The sequence below is a fragment of the Pseudodesulfovibrio sp. S3 genome (genome assembly GCF_004025585.1).
In the GTDB taxonomy this organism is placed as follows: Bacteria; Desulfobacterota; Desulfovibrionia; order Desulfovibrionales; family Desulfovibrionaceae; genus Pseudodesulfovibrio.
Genome location: NZ_QTZO01000031.1, coordinates 1 through 20,743, shown reverse-complemented (window position 1 = coordinate 20,743; position 20,743 = coordinate 1). Strand labels below are relative to the sequence as shown.

General features: G+C 57.2%; 17 protein-coding genes. 15 read left to right on the top strand and 2 right to left on the bottom strand.

The window, feature by feature from the left end; genetic code table 11:
* Positions 1-772 precede the first annotated feature (772 nt).
* The gene (locus tag DWB63_RS16810; protein ID WP_128330028.1) at positions 773-1,213 is read left to right on the top strand and encodes a hypothetical protein; all 441 of its coding nucleotides are present in this window, start codon (positions 773-775) and stop codon (positions 1,211-1,213) included.
* Between the two features lie 60 nt (positions 1,214-1,273).
* Here the strand turns inward: DWB63_RS16810 and DWB63_RS16805 are convergent, their stop codons facing one another.
* Both DWB63_RS16805 and DWB63_RS16800 read right to left on the bottom strand, forming a co-directional pair.
* A complete protein-coding gene (locus DWB63_RS16805) occupies positions 1,274-2,521 on the bottom strand; it encodes an SLC13 family permease (protein ID WP_128330027.1) in 1,248 nt (415 codons plus the stop codon).
* A gap of 32 nt (positions 2,522-2,553) precedes the next feature.
* Positions 2,554-3,795 (bottom strand): EAL domain-containing protein, encoded by a 1,242-nt coding sequence (locus DWB63_RS16800; protein ID WP_128330026.1) that lies wholly within the window; start codon positions 3,793-3,795, stop codon positions 2,554-2,556.
* A 246-nt stretch (positions 3,796-4,041) separates the two neighbouring features.
* On the opposite strand from DWB63_RS16800, the gene dnaE reads away from it, so the two are divergent.
* From dnaE to DWB63_RS16730, 14 genes are all read left to right on the top strand, one after another.
* The gene (gene dnaE, locus DWB63_RS16795; RefSeq protein WP_128330025.1) at positions 4,042-7,587 is read left to right on the top strand and encodes a DNA polymerase III subunit alpha; all 3,546 of its coding nucleotides are present in this window, start codon (positions 4,042-4,044) and stop codon (positions 7,585-7,587) included.
* Between the two features lie 3 nt (positions 7,588-7,590).
* Positions 7,591-8,154, top strand: coding sequence for a hypothetical protein (locus tag DWB63_RS16790; protein WP_128330024.1), 564 nt, complete (start codon positions 7,591-7,593; stop codon positions 8,152-8,154).
* A 241-nt stretch (positions 8,155-8,395) separates the two neighbouring features.
* The gene (locus DWB63_RS16785; protein WP_128330023.1) at positions 8,396-9,007 is read left to right on the top strand and encodes a hypothetical protein; all 612 of its coding nucleotides are present in this window, start codon (positions 8,396-8,398) and stop codon (positions 9,005-9,007) included.
* Between the two features lie 123 nt (positions 9,008-9,130).
* Positions 9,131-9,493: a nucleotide pyrophosphohydrolase gene (locus DWB63_RS16780; protein ID WP_128330022.1), complete on the top strand. Its 363-nt coding sequence runs from the start codon at positions 9,131-9,133 to the stop codon at positions 9,491-9,493.
* 7 nt (positions 9,494-9,500) lie between these two features.
* Positions 9,501-10,127, top strand: a complete 627-nt coding sequence (locus tag DWB63_RS16775) for a hypothetical protein (RefSeq protein ID WP_128330021.1) — start codon at positions 9,501-9,503, stop codon at positions 10,125-10,127.
* A 25-nt stretch (positions 10,128-10,152) separates the two neighbouring features.
* Positions 10,153-10,533: a 6-carboxytetrahydropterin synthase QueD gene (queD, locus tag DWB63_RS16770; protein WP_128330020.1), complete on the top strand. Its 381-nt coding sequence runs from the start codon at positions 10,153-10,155 to the stop codon at positions 10,531-10,533.
* Positions 10,533-10,784: a hypothetical protein gene (locus tag DWB63_RS16765; protein ID WP_128330019.1), complete on the top strand. Its 252-nt coding sequence runs from the start codon at positions 10,533-10,535 to the stop codon at positions 10,782-10,784. Before queD ends, DWB63_RS16765 begins: the two co-directional genes overlap by 1 nt.
* Before the next feature lie 2 nt (positions 10,785-10,786).
* Positions 10,787-11,251, top strand: a complete 465-nt coding sequence (gene dtd / locus DWB63_RS16760; RefSeq protein WP_128330018.1) for a D-aminoacyl-tRNA deacylase — start codon at positions 10,787-10,789, stop codon at positions 11,249-11,251.
* A 41-nt stretch (positions 11,252-11,292) separates the two neighbouring features.
* A complete protein-coding gene (locus DWB63_RS16755; RefSeq protein ID WP_128330017.1) occupies positions 11,293-12,714 on the top strand; it encodes a sensor domain-containing diguanylate cyclase in 1,422 nt (473 codons plus the stop codon).
* A gap of 34 nt (positions 12,715-12,748) precedes the next feature.
* Positions 12,749-13,963 (top strand): glycosyltransferase, encoded by a 1,215-nt coding sequence (locus tag DWB63_RS16750; RefSeq protein ID WP_128330016.1) that lies wholly within the window; start codon positions 12,749-12,751, stop codon positions 13,961-13,963.
* 3 nt (positions 13,964-13,966) lie between these two features.
* Positions 13,967-15,373, top strand: coding sequence for a glycosyltransferase family 9 protein (locus tag DWB63_RS16745; protein ID WP_128330015.1), 1,407 nt, complete (start codon positions 13,967-13,969; stop codon positions 15,371-15,373).
* Between the two features lie 122 nt (positions 15,374-15,495).
* Positions 15,496-17,256, top strand: coding sequence for a flagellar hook-length control protein FliK (locus DWB63_RS16740; RefSeq protein ID WP_128330014.1), 1,761 nt, complete (start codon positions 15,496-15,498; stop codon positions 17,254-17,256).
* Between the two features lie 12 nt (positions 17,257-17,268).
* The gene (locus DWB63_RS16735) at positions 17,269-18,012 is read left to right on the top strand and encodes a flagellar hook assembly protein FlgD (RefSeq protein ID WP_128330013.1); all 744 of its coding nucleotides are present in this window, start codon (positions 17,269-17,271) and stop codon (positions 18,010-18,012) included.
* Positions 18,013-18,100: 88 nt separating this feature from the next.
* Positions 18,101-19,777: a flagellar hook-basal body complex protein gene (locus tag DWB63_RS16730; protein ID WP_128330012.1), complete on the top strand. Its 1,677-nt coding sequence runs from the start codon at positions 18,101-18,103 to the stop codon at positions 19,775-19,777.
* The last annotated feature ends 966 nt before the right edge of the window (positions 19,778-20,743 follow it).

Sequence of the window (20,743 nt, the reverse complement as noted above, 5' to 3'; positions counted from 1 at the left end):
TGTTAAGCACGCCGCCAGCGTTCAATCTGAGCCAGGATCAAACTCTCCAGTTGATAAACTTGGAGAATGTTGATCACTGCAATCTAGAACTCGTATTAAACGGGCTGTGATTATCGTGATCTTTTTTGCTCAACTCGCTATTTAATTGTCAAAGACCAGTTCGTCTTTTTCTCAAAGAACGTCCCGCCGTCAGGCAGGAATGGGAAGCTATGCTTTCAGCTCGTTCCCGTCAACACTTTTTTTCAACTTTTTTTCAGTCACTTTCCGGTGTCGGCCCCGCCGTCAGGCAGGAAGGGGAAGCTATGCTTTCGGCTCGTTCCCGTCAACACCTTTTTCAACTTTTTTTCAGTCGCCTTTCGGTGTCGGCCCCGCCGTCAGGCAGGAAGGGGAAGCTATGCTTTCGACTTGCTCCCGTCAACACCTTTTTCAACTTTTTTTCAGTCAATCTTTTTGGTGCCAACCGTTCAATATGTTTGAGAAAGAACAAGCCGCTCAGGAAGCTCTAACGGGCTTTCCCGTGCGGCGAAGAGGAGTTCTATTGGAAACAACCACACAGGTCAAGCGGTTTTTCCAAGAAAAGCGCAGATAATTCTTAACATCCTGTATTTAAACATTTTTTAAACACAGCCCAAACTGAGCGCCATGCGCTCCGCAGCGCTTCCATTATCATATAGTAAGGCCGCACCGGACCGGGATCGGAACTCGAACCCCTCGCATGATCCTGACAAGTCTGGTACACACCCTTTCAAACGAAACGACAAAGGAGCTTCATATGCGCACCACAATAGTCATGGCCGCCTGCCTTTCCCTGATTCTCGTGGCGTCAGCCGCCACGGCCGCCCAGGAGATTCAACCTCCTTCAGGCTGGAAACAGGAAGGCCCCGAGGCCCACGCGGAACAATTCCTTGATCTCATGGTCGCGGGCAAACTGGACGATGCGTTCAAGGAACTGCTCGGAAACAGCCGCACGGAGTCCATGGACAAGCTCAAGTTCGAGATCTACAGCGAGTACAAGAAGAACGGCAAGCCAGTGGGATACGAGCAGGTGCACAAACAATACGCCGGGAAATCCGTGCTCCGGTTGCGCTATGTCCTGCTGTTCAAGAACATGCCCAAGATGTTCGACATCTACTATTACAACCCCGAAGGCCAGGGCTGGAAACTGCGCACCTTCTCCTACGTACAGGACATCAAGAAGATCTTCGTGGAATAGACACTCCGCTTATCGCTCATAAAGCGCCGGGGCACTCTGATGCGGGTCTTTTGGGTCGGCTCAGTAGATCATGGGTAAAACCCAGTAAAGCCATCCGGTCATGAGCAGCGCACCGAGGATGTTCAGCACAGCCCCCAGGCCGAGCATGGTCCTGAGTGATGCGCCTTTCATCTCGCCGAAGGCCAGGGCATTGGAAGTGGTCGCGATGGGGGTCATGAAGGCGCAGGTGGAGGCCAGCCCCACCCCCATCATGATATACAGCGGGTGCATCCCGTGCCCCTGGGCCGCGTAAAATGCAATGGTGAAGAATGCAGCCACCACGGCCGTATTGGAAAGCACTTCCGTGAGGAAGATTACGGCCAGGACGGTCAGGAAGAAGAGAAGCACCGGGGGCATGTCCCCTTGGAGCAGGGATGCAGCCAGAACCACGACCTTTTCGTCAAGGCCGGTCCAGTGCACCGCCCCGAACAGCACGGCCAGGGCCAGGATGAAGATCAACCCCCGGCGCGGCACGGACCGGAGCAGATCGTCGGGCGAGAGCAGCGGGCCACGCCGACCCGCGGCCTGCGGGGCATCGCGAAAGAACAGCAGATACAGAAAGGCCCCGGCAAACCCCAGACTGACCAGGGGCGAAACCACCGCGAATCCGGCCAGGTTTTTCCGGGCCACTGCTTCCAGCACCCAGAATCCCATGTAAAACCAGAACAGACCGCCGCCGTACCGTTGCCGGGCATCGACTGCGCAACCGTCCCCAAAACCCTCCACTCCCACCAGGACCTTGCAGGCTTCCCTGGGCAGCCCCAGCCCAGCGGCCACACCCCAGGCCACCAGCACGAACATCAGAACCAGCGGCAAGGACCAGAGGAACCAGTTGAAAAAGGTGATCTGGTCCCGGCCCGGCACCTGGAACATGTCCAGGGCGGCAAAGAGTACGGCGTTGGCCGGAGAGCCTATCATGGAGCCCATGCCGCCTATGGCCGCACCGTAAATGGCCGAGCACATGAGCACCGTGGTCATGCCCGAGACTCCCTGCCGGGCGTAGTCGCGATCGAGCTTCCTGAGTATCGGGATCAGGGTCAGGACCGCTATGGTATTGGGTATGAAAGAAGAGAGCGCGGCCGTGGCCGCGATGATGTACAGCAGGAGCAGGGAGGCGCGTCCCCGGCTCTTCTTCAAGGCCCAGGCCACGAACCCGTCGGTGATACGCGTGACCGCCATGAGCTGGTACACGAAATACCCGCACACAAAGAGCAGGATGAGCGGCAGTCGTTGCCAGAGGTAGGCGGTGAGGTCTGTCAACGGTTCCACGGCGTCTCCGATCTCCTGATTTCAGCGCACGCTCAGCCGGGGTACGCCATTTCGAGGCACATGGTATAGCGTACCCCCTGAGTGTTGAAAAAAGGCTTGCTGACCAGGCACGCATTCACTCCACCGGCAAGGGAGGCAAACGGAGGAGTCACGAACTGCAAATACCCCATTTCAAGATACAAAACATAATCCTGGGCCGAATGGTCCGCCCCCTTTTGCGATCCCATTATGGCCGCAGTGTTTTCGGACACGCGGGTCCCCGAAGCATAAACCCGGTCAGTCACCTGGGAGCCTTCCCTGTCGAGCACAAAAACGGAAACATGGTCCTGACTTCCATTCACAATGGCCCTGCACGCCTGTTCAAAACGGTCTTCCGACACGTTGGAGAGCTTGGCGGCAACCTTGCTGACATTCCTGAACGCTTCGGCGAACCGCTCTTTCTTGCGTCGGACAAGCTGTTGTCTGACCACCCGGAACTTATCATTGGTTTTGACGATCTTCTCAAGAAACGCTTTGGCAGCGTCACTGCCCCCGGAAGCCGCGTCCTTTGAATAGTAGTACCCCTGCTGGAGGTGAATTCCAGCCGAGAGCAGCCTGATGGATTCCTCTTCGGTCTCGACGCCTTGTCCGATGACCTGTGCGCCAACGCGGTTTGCCCGGCTGATAACCCCGGCAAGGGTTTCGAAGGTATGTTCCCCACGTTCCTCCTCGCCGAAGAACGTCCGGTTGACCTTGACGAAATCCGGCTTGAACCGGTTGAGGGCAAGGCTGAACGCCGCATCCTCCGAACAGTTGTCCAGGCAGAGCCTGACTCCCATTTCGCGAAGTTTTTCGAACAATTGCAGAGCCTTGTCCACATGGGGCACAGCAAGAGGTATTTGCAGGACAACGCTTTCCAGGCCCATGTCCACTTCCTTGAGCTGGCCGGGCAATATCAGTTTGTCCATTTCAATATGCGGGAGACACTCCGCATTGACCTTGAGGAACAACAGCATCCCCTTGTGACCGGCATGGATGGATTGGAACTGCCGCAGCGCATTCATGCGGCACAGGCGGTCCACTTCCAGCATCACGTCCGGGCTCAACCCGGCGTGGAAAAGCATCCGGGTGTCGACGTTGCAGTCCTCTCCCGCCGGGCGAGAAAACGCTTCGAACCCGACGATACACTTGGAAAGGATGGAAACGACAGGTTGAAAAAACGTCGTCACCCTTTTCATTTCCAGAAGGGCCCTGACAGCCTCCTCGTCAACCAGCTTGCATATATTATCGGCCATTGCTCCGCTCTTGCCATGGTGATATCAAAAGAATGGTGAATAATTGAAAATCACACTACCTATACCATCCGGCGCGGTCAACAAATCCCGGTATGCGGAACTCTGGCTGGAAGCAGAAGGAATGCCTTCAACTTCGGATAGTTAGATAGAAATAAATCCAAACCGCACCTCGCTTCTTCCAAAGCCCGGCATTATTCAGTATACTTTGCAGTCTTGACCCACCCCACCATCTTTTCGAGGAGCATCGTGGCCGAATTCGTTCATCTTCACGTCCATACCGAGTACAGCCTGCTGGACGGGGCAATCCGCATCAAGGATCTCCTCACCAGGGCCAAGGACCTGGGCATGCCCGCCGTTGCCATCACCGACCACGGTTCCATGTTCGGGGCCGTGACCTTTTACATGGCCGCCCAGGAACTCGGCATCAAGCCGATCATCGGTTGCGAGGTCTATGTGGCCCCAGGCGACCTGGATGATGAAACGGCCCACGAGCGCAAGGAAAAGGGCGGCGGCTATCACCTCGTCCTGCTGGCCAAGAACCGCACGGGCTACAAGAACCTGATCAAGCTGGTCTCCAAGGGCTACCTGGAAGGCTTCTACTACAAACCACGCGTGAGCAAACACCTGCTCAAGGAATACTCCGAAGGGTTGATAGCCCTGTCGGCCTGCCTGGCGGGCGAAGTGCCGCGCAAGCTCCTGAACGAGGGGCTGGATGCGGGCGTTGAAATGGCCCGGACCTACGAATCCATCTTTCCCGGAAACTTCTACCTTGAACTCCAGGACAACGGCATCGGCAAGCAGACGCGTCTCAACGAACTGCTCATCAAGTGCGCCGAGAAGACCGGACTGCCCCTGGTGGCCACCAACGACTGCCACTACCTGACCGCCGAGGACTACGAGGCCCACGACACCCTGCTCTGCATCCAGACCCAGACCACTGTGGATGCGGAAAAACGGTTCAGGATGGAAACGCAGGAACTCTATTTCAAGACCCCGGAGGAAATGGAGAAGGCGTTCGCCCACGTGCCCGAGGCCATCCTCAACACCCAGCGCATTGCCGAGCAGTGCAACCTCGAAATCGAGCTGGGCAACTATTATTTCCCTGAATACGAGCTCTCCGAGGGCGTCTCGAACATGGACGAGGAGTTCACCAAGCTCTGCCGCGAAGGCCTGAAAAAACGCCTGGAAACCATAACCTATGCGGTGGATGAAAAGGTATATTGGGACAGGCTGGACTACGAGCTGGGCGTCATCATAGAAATGGGCTTCCCGGCCTACTTCCTCATTGTCCAGGATTTCATCAACTGGGCCAAGGACAACCGCATCCCCGTGGGGCCAGGCCGCGGCTCGGCAGCCGGTTCCATCGTGGCCTGGTCGCTCAAGATCACCAACCTCGACCCACTCCCCTACGACCTGCTGTTCGAACGCTTCCTCAACGTGGAGCGCATATCCATGCCGGATATCGACGTGGACTTTTGCGAACGCCGTCGCCTGGAAGTGGTCAAGTACTGCGCGGAAAAGTACGGGCACGACCGGGTGGCGCAGATCACCACCTTCGGGACCATGAAGACCAAGGCGGTCATCAAGGACGTGGGCCGGGCCCTGGGCATGACCTTCGGCGAGACCGACCGTATTGCCAAGCTCATCCCCGAAGATCCGGCCGTCATGGCCAAGCTGCTGGGCGTGGAAAAGGCCAAGATAAGCGTGCCCAACGCAGTCAAGGCGGTGCTGGAGCTGGACGACATGGTGGCCACCGACCCCAAAGTCGCCAAGCTCATCGACATTTCAACGCGTCTCGAAGGGCTGTGCCGCCACGCCTCCACCCATGCGGCGGGCGTGGTCATTTCGGACAAGCCCATGACCGAATACCTTCCTCTCTACAAGGGGAAGAAGGGTGAAATCGTGACCCAGTTCGACATGAAAAAGGTCGAAAAAGTCGGCCTGATCAAGTTCGACTTCCTGGGGTTGCGGACCATGACGGTCATCGAAGACTGCCTGGACATCATCCGGGAGCAGGGCAAGAAGGCACCCAATCTGGACACCCTGGCCCTGGACGATCCCGACACTTTCGCCATCTTCGCCAAAGGCGACACCGACGGCATCTTCCAGGTGGAGTCGTCGGGCATGCGCAAATATCTCCGCATGTTGCGACCGGACTGCTTCGAAGACATCGTGGCCATGCTCGCCCTGTACCGGCCCGGCCCGCTCGGTATGATAGGTTCCCAGGGCGTCAGCATGGTGGATGAATTCATCATGCGCAAACACGGGGACATCAAGGTAACCTACCCCCATCCCTCGCTGGAAGACACGCTCAAGCCCACCTACGGGGTCATGGTCTACCAGGAACAGGTCATGGCCACGGCAATGACCGTTGCCAACTACTCCCTCGGCGAAGGCGACCTGCTGCGCCGGGCCATGGGCAAGAAGATCGCCGAGGAAATGGCCAAACAGCGCTCCCGTTTCCTGGAAGGCTCCCGCGAAAACGAAATCTCCGACAAGATAGCCAACGAGATCTTCGATACCATGGAAAAATTCGCGGCCTACGGCTTCAACAAGTCCCACTCGGCTGCCTACGCGCTCATTTCCTACCATACCGCCTATTTGAAGGCGCACTTCCCGGTGGAATTCATGGCCGCGCTCATGAGCACGGAAATGAACAACACCGAAAAGATCATCATGTACGTCAACGCCTGCCGCGACATGGACATCACGGTCAAGCAGCCGAACATCAATGCGGGCCAGGCGCGCTTCTCAGTGCTGGACGGTGACATCCTGTTCGCCATGGCCGCCATCAAGAACGTGGGCGAGGAGGCCATCAACGAGATTGTCGTGGTCCGCGAGGCGGACGGACCGTTCAAGAACATTTTCGACTTCTGCGAACGCGTGAACCTGCGCCGCGTGACCAAACGGGTGCTGGAGTCGCTCATCAAGGCGGGCGCCCTGGACTGTTTCAACTGCTCCCGCGCCGCCCTGCTCGAAGACCTGGAAAAGGCCGTGGCCCTGGGCCAGAAAAAATTCAAGGAAAAGGAGTCCGGGATGCTCAACATGCTGGACATGCTCGGCAGCGGCGAAAAAAAAGACCCCGCAAACACGCCCACCTGTTCCCTGTGCGAGGAATTCGACGACCGCGAAAAGCTGTCGCTGGAAAAAGAGGTTCTCGGATTCTTCCTGTCCGGGCACCCGCTCCTGGCCTACCGCCAGGACATGCAGCGGCTGCGCACCGTCACCCTGGAGGATTGCAAGACCATCCCCAACGGTACCGAGGTGCGCGTGGCCGTGATCATCCCGGACTACAAGCAGTTCATCACCCGCAAGGGCGACCCCATGGCCTTCTGCACGGCCGAAGACCTGACCACATCGGGCGAAGTGACCATGCTGCCCAATGTCTATGCCGAAGCCCGGGAACTCATGGATGCAGACCGTCCTCTGATGATCCAGGGCAAGATCGACATCCGCGAAGAACAGGCCGGCCCCGAAGACGCACCCAAATCCGCCAAGATCCTGGCCGACAAAGTCATGTTTCTGGCCGATGCGGTCCAGGGCTCGGACCAGCCCGTATCCCTTTGGATCGGTGAACGAAACGCCGTCGACGCCCACCTGAATGCGCTCAAGGCCCTGCTCCAGCGCTACCCCGGCAACACCTTCGTGAACCTGGGCATCATCACCAAGGACTCGGTGGTCAACCTCAAGCTCGGCAACGGCTGGAAAGTTTTCCCGAGTCGCGAATTCTGGAAGGACGTGGAGTCCTGGCAAAACGGTGACGCCCTGAGATATCAAGCTGAAACGGAGTAGACCATGAAAGACTTTCTGCAATTCATTCTCGGGTTCACGCCCTGGATCGCCTTCGGCATGCTGGCGGGACCATCCCTCGTCAGCCTCGAAACGGCCATTGTCGTCGGCCTGGTGCTGGCCGTGGTGACCAGCTTAAGCCAACTCCGCAAAGGATTCATCCTCGCCTGGGGAACCTTGCTCTTCTTCCTGGTCTCCACGGTCATGGTCATCGGCCTCAAAAACATCTGGTTCATGCAACATCTTTCCGTTCTGGTCCCGACCAGCATGGCCGCCATCGCCTGGCTCTCTCTCCTGGTAGGCAGGCCCTTCGTCCTGCAAATCGCCCGCGAAAGTGCGCCCATGGAGCATTGGAACGACCCAGGATTCATCGCGAACTGCCGCCATCTGACCATTGTTTGGGGCTTCCTGTTTCTCGTTTCCCTGGCAGTCTCCCTGTGCAAATTTCTCCACGCCGGAGGTCCGGAATGGCTCTACCAGACCATTTCGTTCGGATCGGTCCTCGGCGGCATGGCCTATACGCAATGGTTTAAGAACAAGATGAAGCACCAAAAAGCCCGGAACCTTTGAGGCTGGCAAGCTCGACAGTGGGCCCTCAAGCAACCCGACGCCCGCCACAGCCGGTTCGTGGAGGCGCGTCATAGGCAATAGCATCAGTCGCCCAATAACATGGCCATGGTCCTGTCCTGTGCGGCAGGAGATGAAGACGACAGCCCTTTTATCCGGCAAAAACCTTTCGCCCCGGAACGACCCGGCATCGGCACCGACACCGCATCATCACTCGCAACCCCACAGTCTCCGGGAGGAACGCATGACTCGAATCAACGAACTGCTGCTGAAAATCGAGGGACTTGAGGCCGAACTGGAACAGGAACTCCGCAAAAAGCGCGAAGACCTCGAATACACGATCCAGAAACACAAGATCCGCTTCTCCCGAGAGGTGCGGGCAAGGCAACACGAGTTCCTGAAAAAATGGCTGGACTACGTCTATGATTCCGGCCCGCTGATCATCCTGACCATTCCCATCATCTGGGGCGCGCTCATCCCCTGCGTGATCCTGGACATCATGGTCACCGTCTATCAGTTCATCTGCTTCCCGATTTACGGCATCCCCTTTGCCCGGCGGCGCGATTACGTGGTCATCGACCGCCAGCACCTGGGTTACCTGAACTGGATCGAAAAAATGAACTGCATGTATTGCGGCTATTTCAACGGTGTCATCGCCTACGTCCGCGAGGTCGCGGCGCGCACCGAACAATACTGGTGCCCCGTGCGCCACGCCCGCCCGATAAAGTCCGTCCACGCCCACTACCGAAACTTCTTCGAGTACGGCGATGCCCAGGGCTACCGTGAAGGATTGGAGCCGGCCCGCAAGGAACTCGTCAGGAAGCTGCGGGAGAATTTGCTGAAGAAGCGGAAATAGGGAGGCCTCCCCTTCCCCCGGCCCTCCACCCTCTCCTTTTCCCACACTTTTTGGGTCTTTGCGCAAAAGGGGGAGGGGGGCGGATTTTGTAACAGTTTTTAAAACGATATTGAGGTCTTTCATATGGACTCACTCAAAAAACTCAACGCCCGCCACCGCCGGTTCGTGGAGGAGCGTCATTGGCAGAAACACCAGTCGCCCAAAAACCTGGTCATGGCCCTGACCGGCGAGGTGGGCGAGCTGAATGAACTGTTCATGTGGCTGACCGTGGAGGAAAGCTGGACCGTTGACGGTGAAAAAAAACAGGCCGTGGCCGAGGAACTGGCCGACGTCCTCATCTACCTGACGCGCATTGCCGACGAACTGGGCATTGATCTGGTTGCGGCCGCGCACGAAAAATGCGACCTAAACGAACGCAAGTACCCGAAGGAAGCTTTTCAGGGCGACGAATTGCGCCCACACGAATACAAGAACAGTCAAAGATAGGGCAGCCATGTCTGATTTTTTTTCCAGTCCGTCTCTTTACGCATTCATAGGGGCCTTGATCGCAGCAATCGCCGCCTTTGTGTCCGCTCACAAACAATCCGTATTTGAAAATGAAATCAAAACGCATCAGGCGACAATAGAGAGGCAAGCCGATGAGATACAAAAGCTGAACAAGGAAATACAAAATACTATAACCGGCGGGGACACCATCTGTTACATCTCACCCATTTTTTTACAGAGTAACTCCGTGATCGGCTTCATCCTGTCGAGCAAGGGAGAGTATCCGCTGCACGACATATCCATCCGCGCGGTGGACATTCCAAAATTCAAGTCAATAAAGACCCTGAATATTGACACCATGACAGATGGCGACGCTTTTCATTTTTCAAGCATCAACCTTGGAAAAGGGCAAAACTTGATTCTGGTCAATAAGATTCCCCTCACTGTTCCGGCAAAAGGCAGTTATAACTTTTTCATAACACACCGAGGGGACAGCTACACGCAACAGCTTGATTTCTACATAAAGGACGACAAGCTATACCAAACAACAACTCTCGTGTCCGAATCTGATCGGGATACGGTCCTGTATGAAGAAACCACGGACGCTTATGATCCGTCATATTCAATCAGATAATACCAACATTCCTTGGAGGCATTCCATGCCCGGCAAATGGAGACTGACCATTACCCAGGATTTCTCGTCCTCGCACCAGTTGCGCAACTACGGCGGCAAGTGCGAAAACATGCACGGCCACAACTTCGGCGTGGAGGTGGCGGTTGAAGGCGACAAGCTCGACGACAAGGTGCACTATCTCGTCGATTTCAAGGAAATAAAGCGGCGCACCAAGGACGTGCTCGACAGGCTCGACCACAGGCACCTCAACGAGGTGCCCCCGTTCACCGAGATCAATCCCTCCTCAGAAAACCTGGCCATGTTCATATACAATGAATTGAAAGGGAACATGCCGGAGAATGTCCGGCTGGCCGAGGTCTCGGTCTCGGAAAAGGATTCGTCCAAAGCCACCTACTGGGAAGAATGATGACTGACAAAAAAGAAGAGAAACGGGGCGAAATCCAGGGAATGTCCTACGGCAAGCTCATGACCAGCCTGCTCATCCCCAAGGATTCCCGCACCAACCCAAAGCGCATACTGAGCGGCATAGCCTTTCTGGTCTTCATCTGCTTCTTCCTGTTCGCCGCCCTGCCCCGCAGCTGCGAACGCGACGACGTCCAACAGGAACCCCAACAATCCGGCTGCGTGACGCCCCTGTCCGGCTTCGGGTCGGCCTGATCATGCGCGCGGTCATCCAAAGGGTCACGGACGCCAGGGTTACGGTGCAGGAATCCCTTGTGGGCGAAATCGGCACCGGCCTCATGGTGCTGATAGGGTTCGGCAATGCGGACCAGGCGGATTTCGCCGGTTCCCCGCAATGGACGAAAATGCTGGAAAAGATACTGAACCTGCGCATTTTTCCTGACGATGAGGGCAAGCTCAACCTGTCGCTGAACGACATCAAGGGAGATCTGATGCTCGTCTCCCAATTCACGCTCTATGCGGACTGCAAAAAGGGACGCCGCCCCTCGTTCACCAATGCCTGCCACCCGTATATCGCCGAATCCCTGTTCGACCGTTTTGTGGAAGATGCTCGCAAACTGGCGCCGGGCGAGTTCGCCACAGGCCGTTTCGGTTCCGAAATGAATCTCGATTTCACCAACTGGGGTCCGGTGACCATCATTCTGGATTCAGAGGAAATGTAATTATATTGCCCTTCAAAACAGGCTCACGTAACATATTCGTCATGACGGCCAAATCAAAACTCATCACCACCCTCACGCTGATCCTGGTGCTTTCCTTCATTGCCACCAGCCTGGTCAATTACGCCTTTACCCGAGCTGCCGTTCGAGCCGAACTCATGACCTCTTCCCTCCCCCTCACAGGCAAGAGCATCTATTCCGAAGTCCATGCGGACATGCTGCGTCCCATCCTGGTGTCGACGGCCATGGCCCACGACGCCTTTCTCAAGGACTGGATCCTGTCCGGTGAAAAAGACCTCGACGCCATCACAAATTATCTCAGCGCGTTCCGCACCAAATACGGATTCATGACCACCTTTTTCGTGTCCGCCGTTACCGACACATATTACTATCAGGAAGGGATCATGAAGAAGATCGGCGCACGCGACCCTCACGACGTGTGGTTCTATGCGTTCGCCCGGTCCAGGAATGAGTTCGACCTCGACATAGACACCAATGAGGCTGAAAATGGAGCATTGACCATTTTCGCCAATTTCCGGGTGGAGGACACTAACGGCAGATTCCTGGGCGTGGTCGGAGTCGGCGTGAACATCGACCGCATACGAGGACTTCTTGAAAAGGTCCGTAGCGACTACTCGCGCGAGGTCTATCTGGTGGACCAGGACGGCCTGGTGCAGGTGCACCGCGACAGCTCGCGCATTGAGCGCTACGACATCACCAAGGCCGGGGGTATCCGGGACGTGGCCGGGAGCATTCTGGAGAAGGTCGACGACCCCAGAACCTTTGAATACGAAGATAACGGCGACAACATTCTCCTGTCCTCCCGATATATCCCCGAGCTCCAATGGCACCTCATCGTGGAACAGAACGAGAACCTGGCCCTGATATCGGCCCGCAACAACCTGATCCGCACCCTTGTCATCGGCGTGGTGGCCACCATCCTGATCATCATATTATGCACGATCACCATCAACCACTACCAGAACCGCCTGGAAAAGCTGGCCAAGACAGACCCCCTGACAGGACTGGCCAACCGCCGCGTCCTTGAAGAGGTCTTCACTCAATCGGCCTACAAGGCCACCCGCTACTCGACCCCCTTCTCCGCGATCATTTTCGACCTGGATAAATTCAAGGAAATCAACGATAAACACGGCCATCTCAAGGGCGACGACGTGCTCAGGAGCGTGGCCGACATCACCAGGCAGACCATCAGGCCCTCGGACCTGGTGGCCCGATGGGGCGGCGATGAATTCATTATCCTCATGGACGGCCGGCGGGAAGACGCGCTGATTCTGGCCAAACGCATCCTCTGCGCCGTAAACGCACCCACGCTGGAAGATCCCGTTTCCTTCAGCTACGGGCTGACCGAATTCCAGGAGGGGGACACCCTGGAAACCATGACCCAACGGGCGGACCAGGCCATGTACAAGGCCAAGTCATGCGAAGACGATCAAGACGCCCTGTAGACAAAATCGCCCCCTGCCGATAGAGAAGGGAGCAATGCAAGATTCCCCTACCACATGGCCGAAATTCCGGGACAAGACCCCGCGCATCCTGCTGCTCACCAGCCAGTATTTTCTCATCGGCGAGCTTGAAGCCGCCTGCAACCGGCTGGGGGTCAAGCACCTGCTCCTGGACCTCGGCACCAAGGAAATGGACCTCGACACCTTCGTGGCCGGGATGACGAACGCCCTGACCTCCTTCAAGCCGGACTTCGTGCTCACCGTGAATCACCTCGGCGTGGACCGCGAGGGTGTGCTGGCTGCCCTGCTCAACAGGTTCGACATACCGCTGGCCTCCTGGTTCGTGGACAATCCGCATCTCATCCTCGGCGTCTACCGAAACCTGTTCGAAGCACGCACCGCCCTGTTCACCTGGGATGCAGACACCGTGGATTCGCTCGGGGAAATGGGCTTTCAAAACGTCTTTCACCTGCCGCTGGGGGCCGACCCCACCCGGCTGGTGGCCCGCCGGAGCGAACCGGTGGCAGCCTGGCGCACCCCCATATCCTTTGTGGGCAACTCCATGCTGACCAAGACCATAAGGCGCATCGAGGCCGCCGGAATGTCTCCGGGCCTGCTCGAAGCGGGCCTTCAGGCGGCCAAGGCGTTCGGCGAGTCGGGCGAACCTCTGGTCGGGCCGTTCCTCAAGCGCAATCTCCCGGAACTGCTGCCTGAATTCGAGGCCCTCGGCTCCCCGCAACGCAAACAGGCCTTTGAAACCTTCCTGACCTGGCAGGCCACCCTGCTCTACCGGCTGGACTGCGTCTCGCGCATCCTGAATTTCGGCCCGCTCATCGTGGGCGATCCGGGCTGGAAGGAACTGCTCAAAGGCCGCTCGGGCTGGCGGTACCATTCTGAGTTGTCCTATTACGACGACCTGCCGGACTTCTATCCCCTGAGCGACATCAACTTCAACTGCACCAGTCAGCAGATGAAGGGCGCGGTCAATCAACGGGTGTTCGACGTACCCTGCTGCCGTGCGTTTCTGCTCACGGACCACCGCCGCCAGATGGAAGCACTGTTCGAGCCGGGCAGCGAGATCATCTTCTACACCCATCCGGACGAAATCCCGAGTCTGGTGGAACGCTATCTCAACGCGCCCGAGGATCGCCGCCGCGTTGCCGAGGCCGCCCGAAAACGGGTTTTGGCCGAACACACCTACGACCACCGCATGCGCTCCCTCATGGAGACCATGCGCCGGACATTCGGTTAAGCCATGAGCAAAAAGCCGATCCTGATACTCCAGATGCAACGGATGGGAGACCTGATCCTTTCCTACCCGCTCATGCTCTGGCTGGCCCGCCGCCATCCCGGCCATCCCATTTTCGTGGCCGCCGAGAAAACCTTTTACGAACCGCTCATGAAACTCTCCCCGCCGGCCACCTATTTCCCCTGGGCCGGGACAGGCGTACTCAAGCAACACGAGTATGCCCTGATCATCAATCTTTCCATCCAGGAAAAAGCAGCCGTGCTGGCCGGTCAGCTGCAGGCCGAAGAAAAGCTCGGCCAGGTCCAGGCAGCCGACGGCTCGCGATTCGTACACGGGAACTGGCAGCTCTACAGAACCTCACTGGTCAAAAACAATCTGTTCAACCGATACCACTGGGCCGAACTCAACGGACTCGACGCGATTCCCTTCACCGACATCTCGGCCACAAGATTCTCCCCCCCCCGCGTCCTGTCCGATTCGAACAAGGTAGGCTTGTTTCTGGGGGCCAGCGACGCTGCCAAGCGCCCATCCGCAACATTCTGGGCCGCCCTGGTGGACGAACTGCACGGCCGCAATCTGCGCCCGGTCCTGTTCGGCGGCCCCAAGGAAAAAGACCTGGGCGCCGAAGTTGCCAGACTCGCCAAGGGACCGGCCCTGAACCTGTGCGGCACCCTTGACCTGAGCGAATTCAGTGCCGTGGGCCAGACACTGGCCCTGTTCATCACCCCGGACACCGGCCCCATGCATCTGGCCGCCTGGACCGGACTGAAATGCCTGAACCTGTCCATGGGCAACGTCAACCCATGGGAAACCGGCCCGGTCTCTCCCGGCCACTTCGTTCTCAGGGCGGATCTGGAGTGCGCCAAAGGGTGCTGGCAGTGCACCCAGGACTCACTCCTGTGCCACGACCCTTTCAAGCCGGGCCGCATTGCCGCCCTTGCCGCCCGCATGGCGGCCTCATCGGACTCCGGCAAACTGGCCAAGATGGACCTGCCGGGCCTGACCCTGTTTCAGACGGGCAAATCGGACACGGGGCTGTACCAACTGAAACGCCTCGACCGGCAGCCGCCTGACCAGGAACGGTATGCCTCCCGATTCTGGCAGGCATATTTCGGCCACCTGTTCGGCCTGTGGCCTGAGGGAAAAGCCGTTGCCGCCTGGGACGATTTGGCCCGGAATTGCCCGGAAGCGGCCGAGAGCCTGCTCAGGCATCTCCCGGAAATGACCCGACAATTCAAGCACGGGCTGTTATCCGGTTCCCTTCTGGACACAACGTTCTGGACGGACAGTCCGGTCTTGGTCAAACCCCTTACCGGCTATGTCCACATGTATCTTGAAAACAGCGATTACGCCCGGACTGCCTGGGTCCGAGCCTTGAAATTGCTGGAACGACTGGCCGCCTTCTGCCGGTAACGCCCCTTCTGCTCCTGTAAAGCGGCCATTTATTCCTACCCATAAACGGGCTTACCTCCCTAATTAAAGAGAGTTTTCCCTTTGGCATACCTTTTGATTGTAAAGTGCCGAAGGAGAAAACCATGCAGAATATTCCTGGTATCGCCATAGAGACCGCCACCGAGCAGGTGCAATTGGTGAAACTCGCCACCTCGAAGAAGAACGATACGTCCTCACGTATGGCCGACGGTTCGAGCGATAAGCAGACCTTGTTTTCCGACGTCTTCGACGAACACACGGAAAAGGTCGAGGAAGAACTCGCCCTGGCTCCGATTTCCCATAAGCAAAAGATGATCGAATCCGCTCCCAAAAAGGCGGAGGAAAAGGCCGAGGAAGCCGTCAACGCCGCAGGCAACAAGGTGGCTCCCCAAGATCCTGTCGAGACCGCAAAGAATGAGCTCGAAACCCGCATGACGCAGGAAGACCTGGACAAGGTCAAGGACGATCTCAAGGAATACGGCATGAGCGATGAAGAGATCGCCCAGATCGAAAAGCAGGTAAACTCCGAAGAGGGCATGACCTGGAAGCAGTTCGCAGCGGCCATCGCCGACAAGATCGCCGAGATGCGCACCTCCCAGATGACCGATACCCAAAAAGAGGATCTCAACAGCTTCTTCGGCAAGCTCGGCTTCACCGACGAGGAAAGCAACAAGCTCATCAGCAAGCTCGACAGCGGCAACTATGCCGAGGTCATGACGGCAGTCCAGGCCAAGATCGATGCCATGCCCGAAGGTCAGCAACTGCTGCTCAATGCGGAAGAAGTCGGGGCCTTTACCTCGGCCATGGGATTTTCCAAGGAATTTACCGTCAAGATTCAGGAGATGCTCGGCAGCAACACCCTTCCCAAGGATCTGAAGGAAGCCTTTACCCTGATCCGCCAGGAAGCGGCCGAACTGGACCAGAAGGACCAGCAGCTTGTCCGCGTCGTGGGCAAGGCCTTTGCCGAAACCATGGGCGACACGCTCAAGGAATCTTCTGCCGCCCGGCAGATCGAGCAGGCCGTGGACCTTAAGCCCCGGGTGGCCGAGCAAGGCGTCAAGACCGAGATCAAGGAAGAGATGGCTCAGGCATTCAGGACGCGTGATGACGCCATGACCGACGCCAGGGTCCGCGATCAGGCGGAAAAGGCCCTGGCCGACAAGGTGGACATCAAGCCCGATACCGCTGTTGAAGTCGCTGACAATAATCAGGACATGCATACCGACGACCAAAGCGACCGTAACTGGGACAACCTTTTCGGCAAGATGCATGAAGACACCCAGCAGACCGGCAAGGACCAGGCGCAGACCCGGGCCACTGTCGCTGACACGACAGCCAAGGGAATCCTGGCCCAGGCCGATGCCAAGGCCGCAGCCACAAACACCAGAGCATGGGAAAAAGTTTCCGCCCCCAAAGTGATGAAACAGGTGGATGACGCGGTCTTAAAGACACTGAATAACGGCACCAAGCAACTCACCTTGCAGCTCACCCCTGAGAACCTCGGCAAGCTGTCCATCGTCCTGACGGTCCAGGGCAAGGAAGTGGGTGCCACCATCAAGGCGGAGAGTCCGGACGCTGCCAAGGTCATCGCTGAAAATATCGACATTATTAAGAATTCTTTAGAAGCTCAAGGTCTGAAAGTTGAGAAACTTGAGGTTCAGACCGGGCTGACCGACAACCAGAACTACCAGGATTGGTTCGGTGAAAGCGAGCACAATCTCTCCCGTGAAAGAGAGGCCATGATCGCCATGCGCAACCACATGCGGAACATGCGTCAAGGCGACGGCACAGGTGTGGCTCAAGACATGCAACTCCTGCGTGAACAGGCAATTAATGCCGACCAGGGTTTACACCTTATTGCTTAAACGAGGTCTATAATGGGTTATGTAGACACTACAGGCGTGTATCTCGGGGCACAGGAAGAACGACTTGCCGCCTCGAACACACCGGAACACAAATCAAGCCTGGATCAGGATGCCTTCCTGACCATTCTGGTGGCGCAGTTGACGCATCAGGACCCCCTCAATCCGATGGAAGACACGGAGATGACGTCCCAGTTGGCCCAGTTCTCAAGCCTTGAGCAACTTACCAACATCAACAAGGGAATCACCGCCCTGAACGATTCCAAGTCACAAAACGACATGCTCGCAGCAGTCAGCTTCATCGGCAAGGAAGTCAAGGCAGAGGGTTACAAGGTCAGCCTGAGCGAAGGCAATGCTTCAACCATCTACTACGGCTTCGGCGAAAGCGTCTCCAAAATCATGATGAACATCTATGATTCCGAAGGCGCCATCGTCCGCACCGTGGAACTCGGCAGCAAAGACAAGGGAACCTACCAGTACACCTGGGATGGCAAGAATGAAAACGGCGTGCTGCTTCCCGACGGCCAGTACGGTGTCGGCATCCTTGGCGAAGACGTCAGTGGCAAGCATGTCATGGTACAAACGGAGATTTCGGGCCGGGTAGACGCCGTGGTCACCGAAAACGGTACCCAGTACCTGCGCTTGAGCGATGGCCGATTCATCAACTTCCTCAACATTAAGGAAGTCGTCGACCCCGAAGCGGAAAGCGTGATCGACACGCCCGAAACGAACGAAGAAGACGATACGGAAACGACCTAAACCGGCGAATAACGGTGCAGGCACTTGATATTTCAGCTGCTGGCCGATGAAGGCTGCAGACTCTTGGAGAAGAGATTAGGAGGTTATTATGGGTTTAGGAGCATCACTGTATTCAGGCATCTCTGGCCTGACGGTCCATTCGGAAAGAATGACCGTCATCGGCAACAACCTGGCTAACGTGAACACCACCGGCTTCAAAGGTGCCATGATGCAGTTCGAAGACCTCGCAAGCGGGGATTTCGCAACCGTCAACGGCATAGGTCAGGTCGGTCGCGGCGTTCGGGTATCCACCATCTATACCGACTGGGGCCAGGGGGCCTTCGAGTCCTCCACCGAGGCCACGGACATGGCCATCTCAGGTGACGGTCTCTTCGTGGTTTCCCCTCTTGGTGAAGATGGAAGGTACTTCACACGGGCGGGCAACTTCCGATTCGATCAGGACGGATATCTGGTTGATCCTCACGGATACGTCCTTCAGGGATGGGAAATCGAACGGACTTCCACATCGGTGACCACCACGAGTGCGAACACCACGGAAAGCCCCAACTCGGCACGCATCATCGGTACGCCTACGAATATCCGCATGGAAAACTTCCAATCCGAACCGAATCCGACCACCAGCGTAACCATCGTCACCAACCTGGATCCGACGTCTGCGGACAAATCCACCAGCACCACCAATCCCTATTTCGCCATGTTCAACAACTGGGACGGTTCTGCGGAGACCCCGCTTCCCTCCACCTCGTACGGTTATTCCACCACCCTCAAGGTGTACGACGACATCGGTACCGCTCACAACCTGACCGTCTATTTCGACAAGGTCACACTGAGCAATGCCGGCGGCGACACGGTCTGGGAATACATGGTCACCTGCGAACCCAATGCGGACCGCCGCACCCTTTCGGGCGCAAACGGCCTGCAGACCTCCATTGGCCAGGGCGGCACGTCCGCAGCCGGCGTCCTCATGATCGGCACCCTGACCTTCTCCACAGGCCAGTTGTCCGGCATGAGCGCATACACGCTCAAATCCAACGGCGGTGCCAATATCAAGGATCTTTCCAACTGGAGTCTGGCGGACTTCTCCACCAGCGGTTATCCTGTCTGCACTCCCAACTTCCTCGGGAAATCCAACGCCAGCACGGCAGAAGCTTCCGCTGCCACGCCCATCCAAATTGACTTCGGCATTCGGAATTCCGATCTGTCAAGCAACGGCGGAGGCGCTGTGACCATCGGCTGGAGCGGCGGCCTCGGTACCCTGCCGACAACTGCGTCCATGGTGGGCAACAATATCGGCAATACCGGCTATCTGGCCAACTACAAAGACCCTGCCGTCAGCGCCCTGGCCACCCAGAGTTACGACACAGGCGGCTCTTCGACCCTGTTCCAGAGCCAGAACGGATACTCGGCAGGCATCCTGCAGAACATCTCGGTCTCCCGCGAGGGCATCATCTCCGGGCACTATTCCAACGGACAGGTTCTGGAGCTCTACGCCGTCACCCTGGCAACCTTCACCAATGAACACGGCCTCAGACGCGAAGGCGGCAATCTCTTTACCGAGACCCTGGAATCCGGCCCTGCCCTGACAGGCCAGGCCGGCAGCACCGGCAAGGGCACCATCGACGGCAACGCCCTGGAGATATCCAATGTGGACATGGCCACGGAGTTCGTGCGCATGATCACCACCCAGCGCGGTTTCCAGGCCAACACCAAAGTCATCACCACTGTCGACTCGATGCTCGGCGAAGTTATCGCCATGAAGCGTTAAACACATAACGGTCTTAAGTAACCCATACTGATAGACTCCTTCTCCAAGTGCTCCCCCGCCTGACCCTCGGGGGAGCAAACGAAGACCTCGCGGCCCGGCAGTAATTTGCCGGGCCGTTTCGTCTTGGTGCGGTGTTGCCGGTGCTGTTTGTTTTGTTCATAGCGCCTTCGCGGTGGTGATAAGCGCGTTCTCCCTACGACGAAGCTTGTTGTTTATTTGAAACGGAGCGCATTCGCGGCGGAAATTAGGCTCGTCATCCTTTTGAAGTGTTGCGCTCCTACAGCGCCCTACTTTTGTTCAAGGTGACAAAAGTAGGCAAAAACGCCTTTTTTGGGCTGTGAGCCTGGACCCAAAGCCAAGAGCCTGTAGGCGGCTTTCGCTGCCCGAAACGATTGTCCACCCTGTGACTCAATCGGGCTGCGCTTCGCCGCCTGAGACAGGCTCTAGGCTTCGGGGTCAATTGGTCGTCGTTGGAAGGGGTGGTTTGTTGAATTTGTTGAAGGGAGGGTGTGCGCGCATTCGCGGTGGTGATGAGCGTGTATCCCCTTCAGGGTGGGGTGGTTGTTTTGTTCGTAGCGCATCCGCGGTGGGAGTCAGGCTCGTCATCATTATGAAGTGTTGCGCTCTTACAGCGCCCTACTTTTGTTCAAGGCGACAAAAGTAGGCAAAAACGCCTTTTTGGGGCTGTGATCCTGGAATCGGGACCAAAAGCCTGTAGCGCGGCTCCACTGCCCGGGAAAGAAAGTCCGTGAACGAACGCTTTCCGGGCCACGCTTTGCCGCGCACAACAGGCTCTAAGCCCCGCTTCCAATTGCCCATCGCTGTAAGATGCTTCAAAAACGACGTGGCGAGTTCGGAAAAAAAACGGATTGCCTTTCGCATCCAGTGGAGCGCCTTGGATGCCAACGGCATCCAACAGCGGCTCTCGTCCCCGACCCCCTCTCGCACAAGCCTCCCCCTACGAGC

What these genes read in the sequence shown, in the direction of transcription:
- DWB63_RS16755 (WP_128330017.1), top strand. Translation starts at nt 11,293, where the DNA reads ATGACGGCCAAATCAAAACTCATCACCACCCTCACGCTGATCCTGGTG.
- DWB63_RS16800 (WP_128330026.1), bottom strand. Translation starts at nt 3,795, where the DNA reads ATGGCCGATAATATATGCAAGCTGGTTGACGAGGAGGCTGTCAGGGCC.
- DWB63_RS16740 (WP_128330014.1), top strand. Translation starts at nt 15,496, where the DNA reads ATGCAGAATATTCCTGGTATCGCCATAGAGACCGCCACCGAGCAGGTG.
- DWB63_RS16730 (WP_128330012.1), top strand. Translation starts at nt 18,101, where the DNA reads ATGGGTTTAGGAGCATCACTGTATTCAGGCATCTCTGGCCTGACGGTC.
- queD (WP_128330020.1), top strand. Translation starts at nt 10,153, where the DNA reads ATGCCCGGCAAATGGAGACTGACCATTACCCAGGATTTCTCGTCCTCG.
- DWB63_RS16810 (WP_128330028.1), top strand. Translation starts at nt 773, where the DNA reads ATGCGCACCACAATAGTCATGGCCGCCTGCCTTTCCCTGATTCTCGTG.
- DWB63_RS16785 (WP_128330023.1), top strand. Translation starts at nt 8,396, where the DNA reads ATGACTCGAATCAACGAACTGCTGCTGAAAATCGAGGGACTTGAGGCC.
- DWB63_RS16765 (WP_128330019.1), top strand. Translation starts at nt 10,533, where the DNA reads ATGACTGACAAAAAAGAAGAGAAACGGGGCGAAATCCAGGGAATGTCC.
- dtd (WP_128330018.1), top strand. Translation starts at nt 10,787, where the DNA reads ATGCGCGCGGTCATCCAAAGGGTCACGGACGCCAGGGTTACGGTGCAG.
- DWB63_RS16745 (WP_128330015.1), top strand. Translation starts at nt 13,967, where the DNA reads ATGAGCAAAAAGCCGATCCTGATACTCCAGATGCAACGGATGGGAGAC.
- DWB63_RS16775 (WP_128330021.1), top strand. Translation starts at nt 9,501, where the DNA reads ATGTCTGATTTTTTTTCCAGTCCGTCTCTTTACGCATTCATAGGGGCC.
- DWB63_RS16780 (WP_128330022.1), top strand. Translation starts at nt 9,131, where the DNA reads ATGGACTCACTCAAAAAACTCAACGCCCGCCACCGCCGGTTCGTGGAG.
- DWB63_RS16735 (WP_128330013.1), top strand. Translation starts at nt 17,269, where the DNA reads ATGGGTTATGTAGACACTACAGGCGTGTATCTCGGGGCACAGGAAGAA.
- DWB63_RS16790 (WP_128330024.1), top strand. Translation starts at nt 7,591, where the DNA reads ATGAAAGACTTTCTGCAATTCATTCTCGGGTTCACGCCCTGGATCGCC.
- DWB63_RS16750 (WP_128330016.1), top strand. Translation starts at nt 12,749, where the DNA reads ATGCAAGATTCCCCTACCACATGGCCGAAATTCCGGGACAAGACCCCG.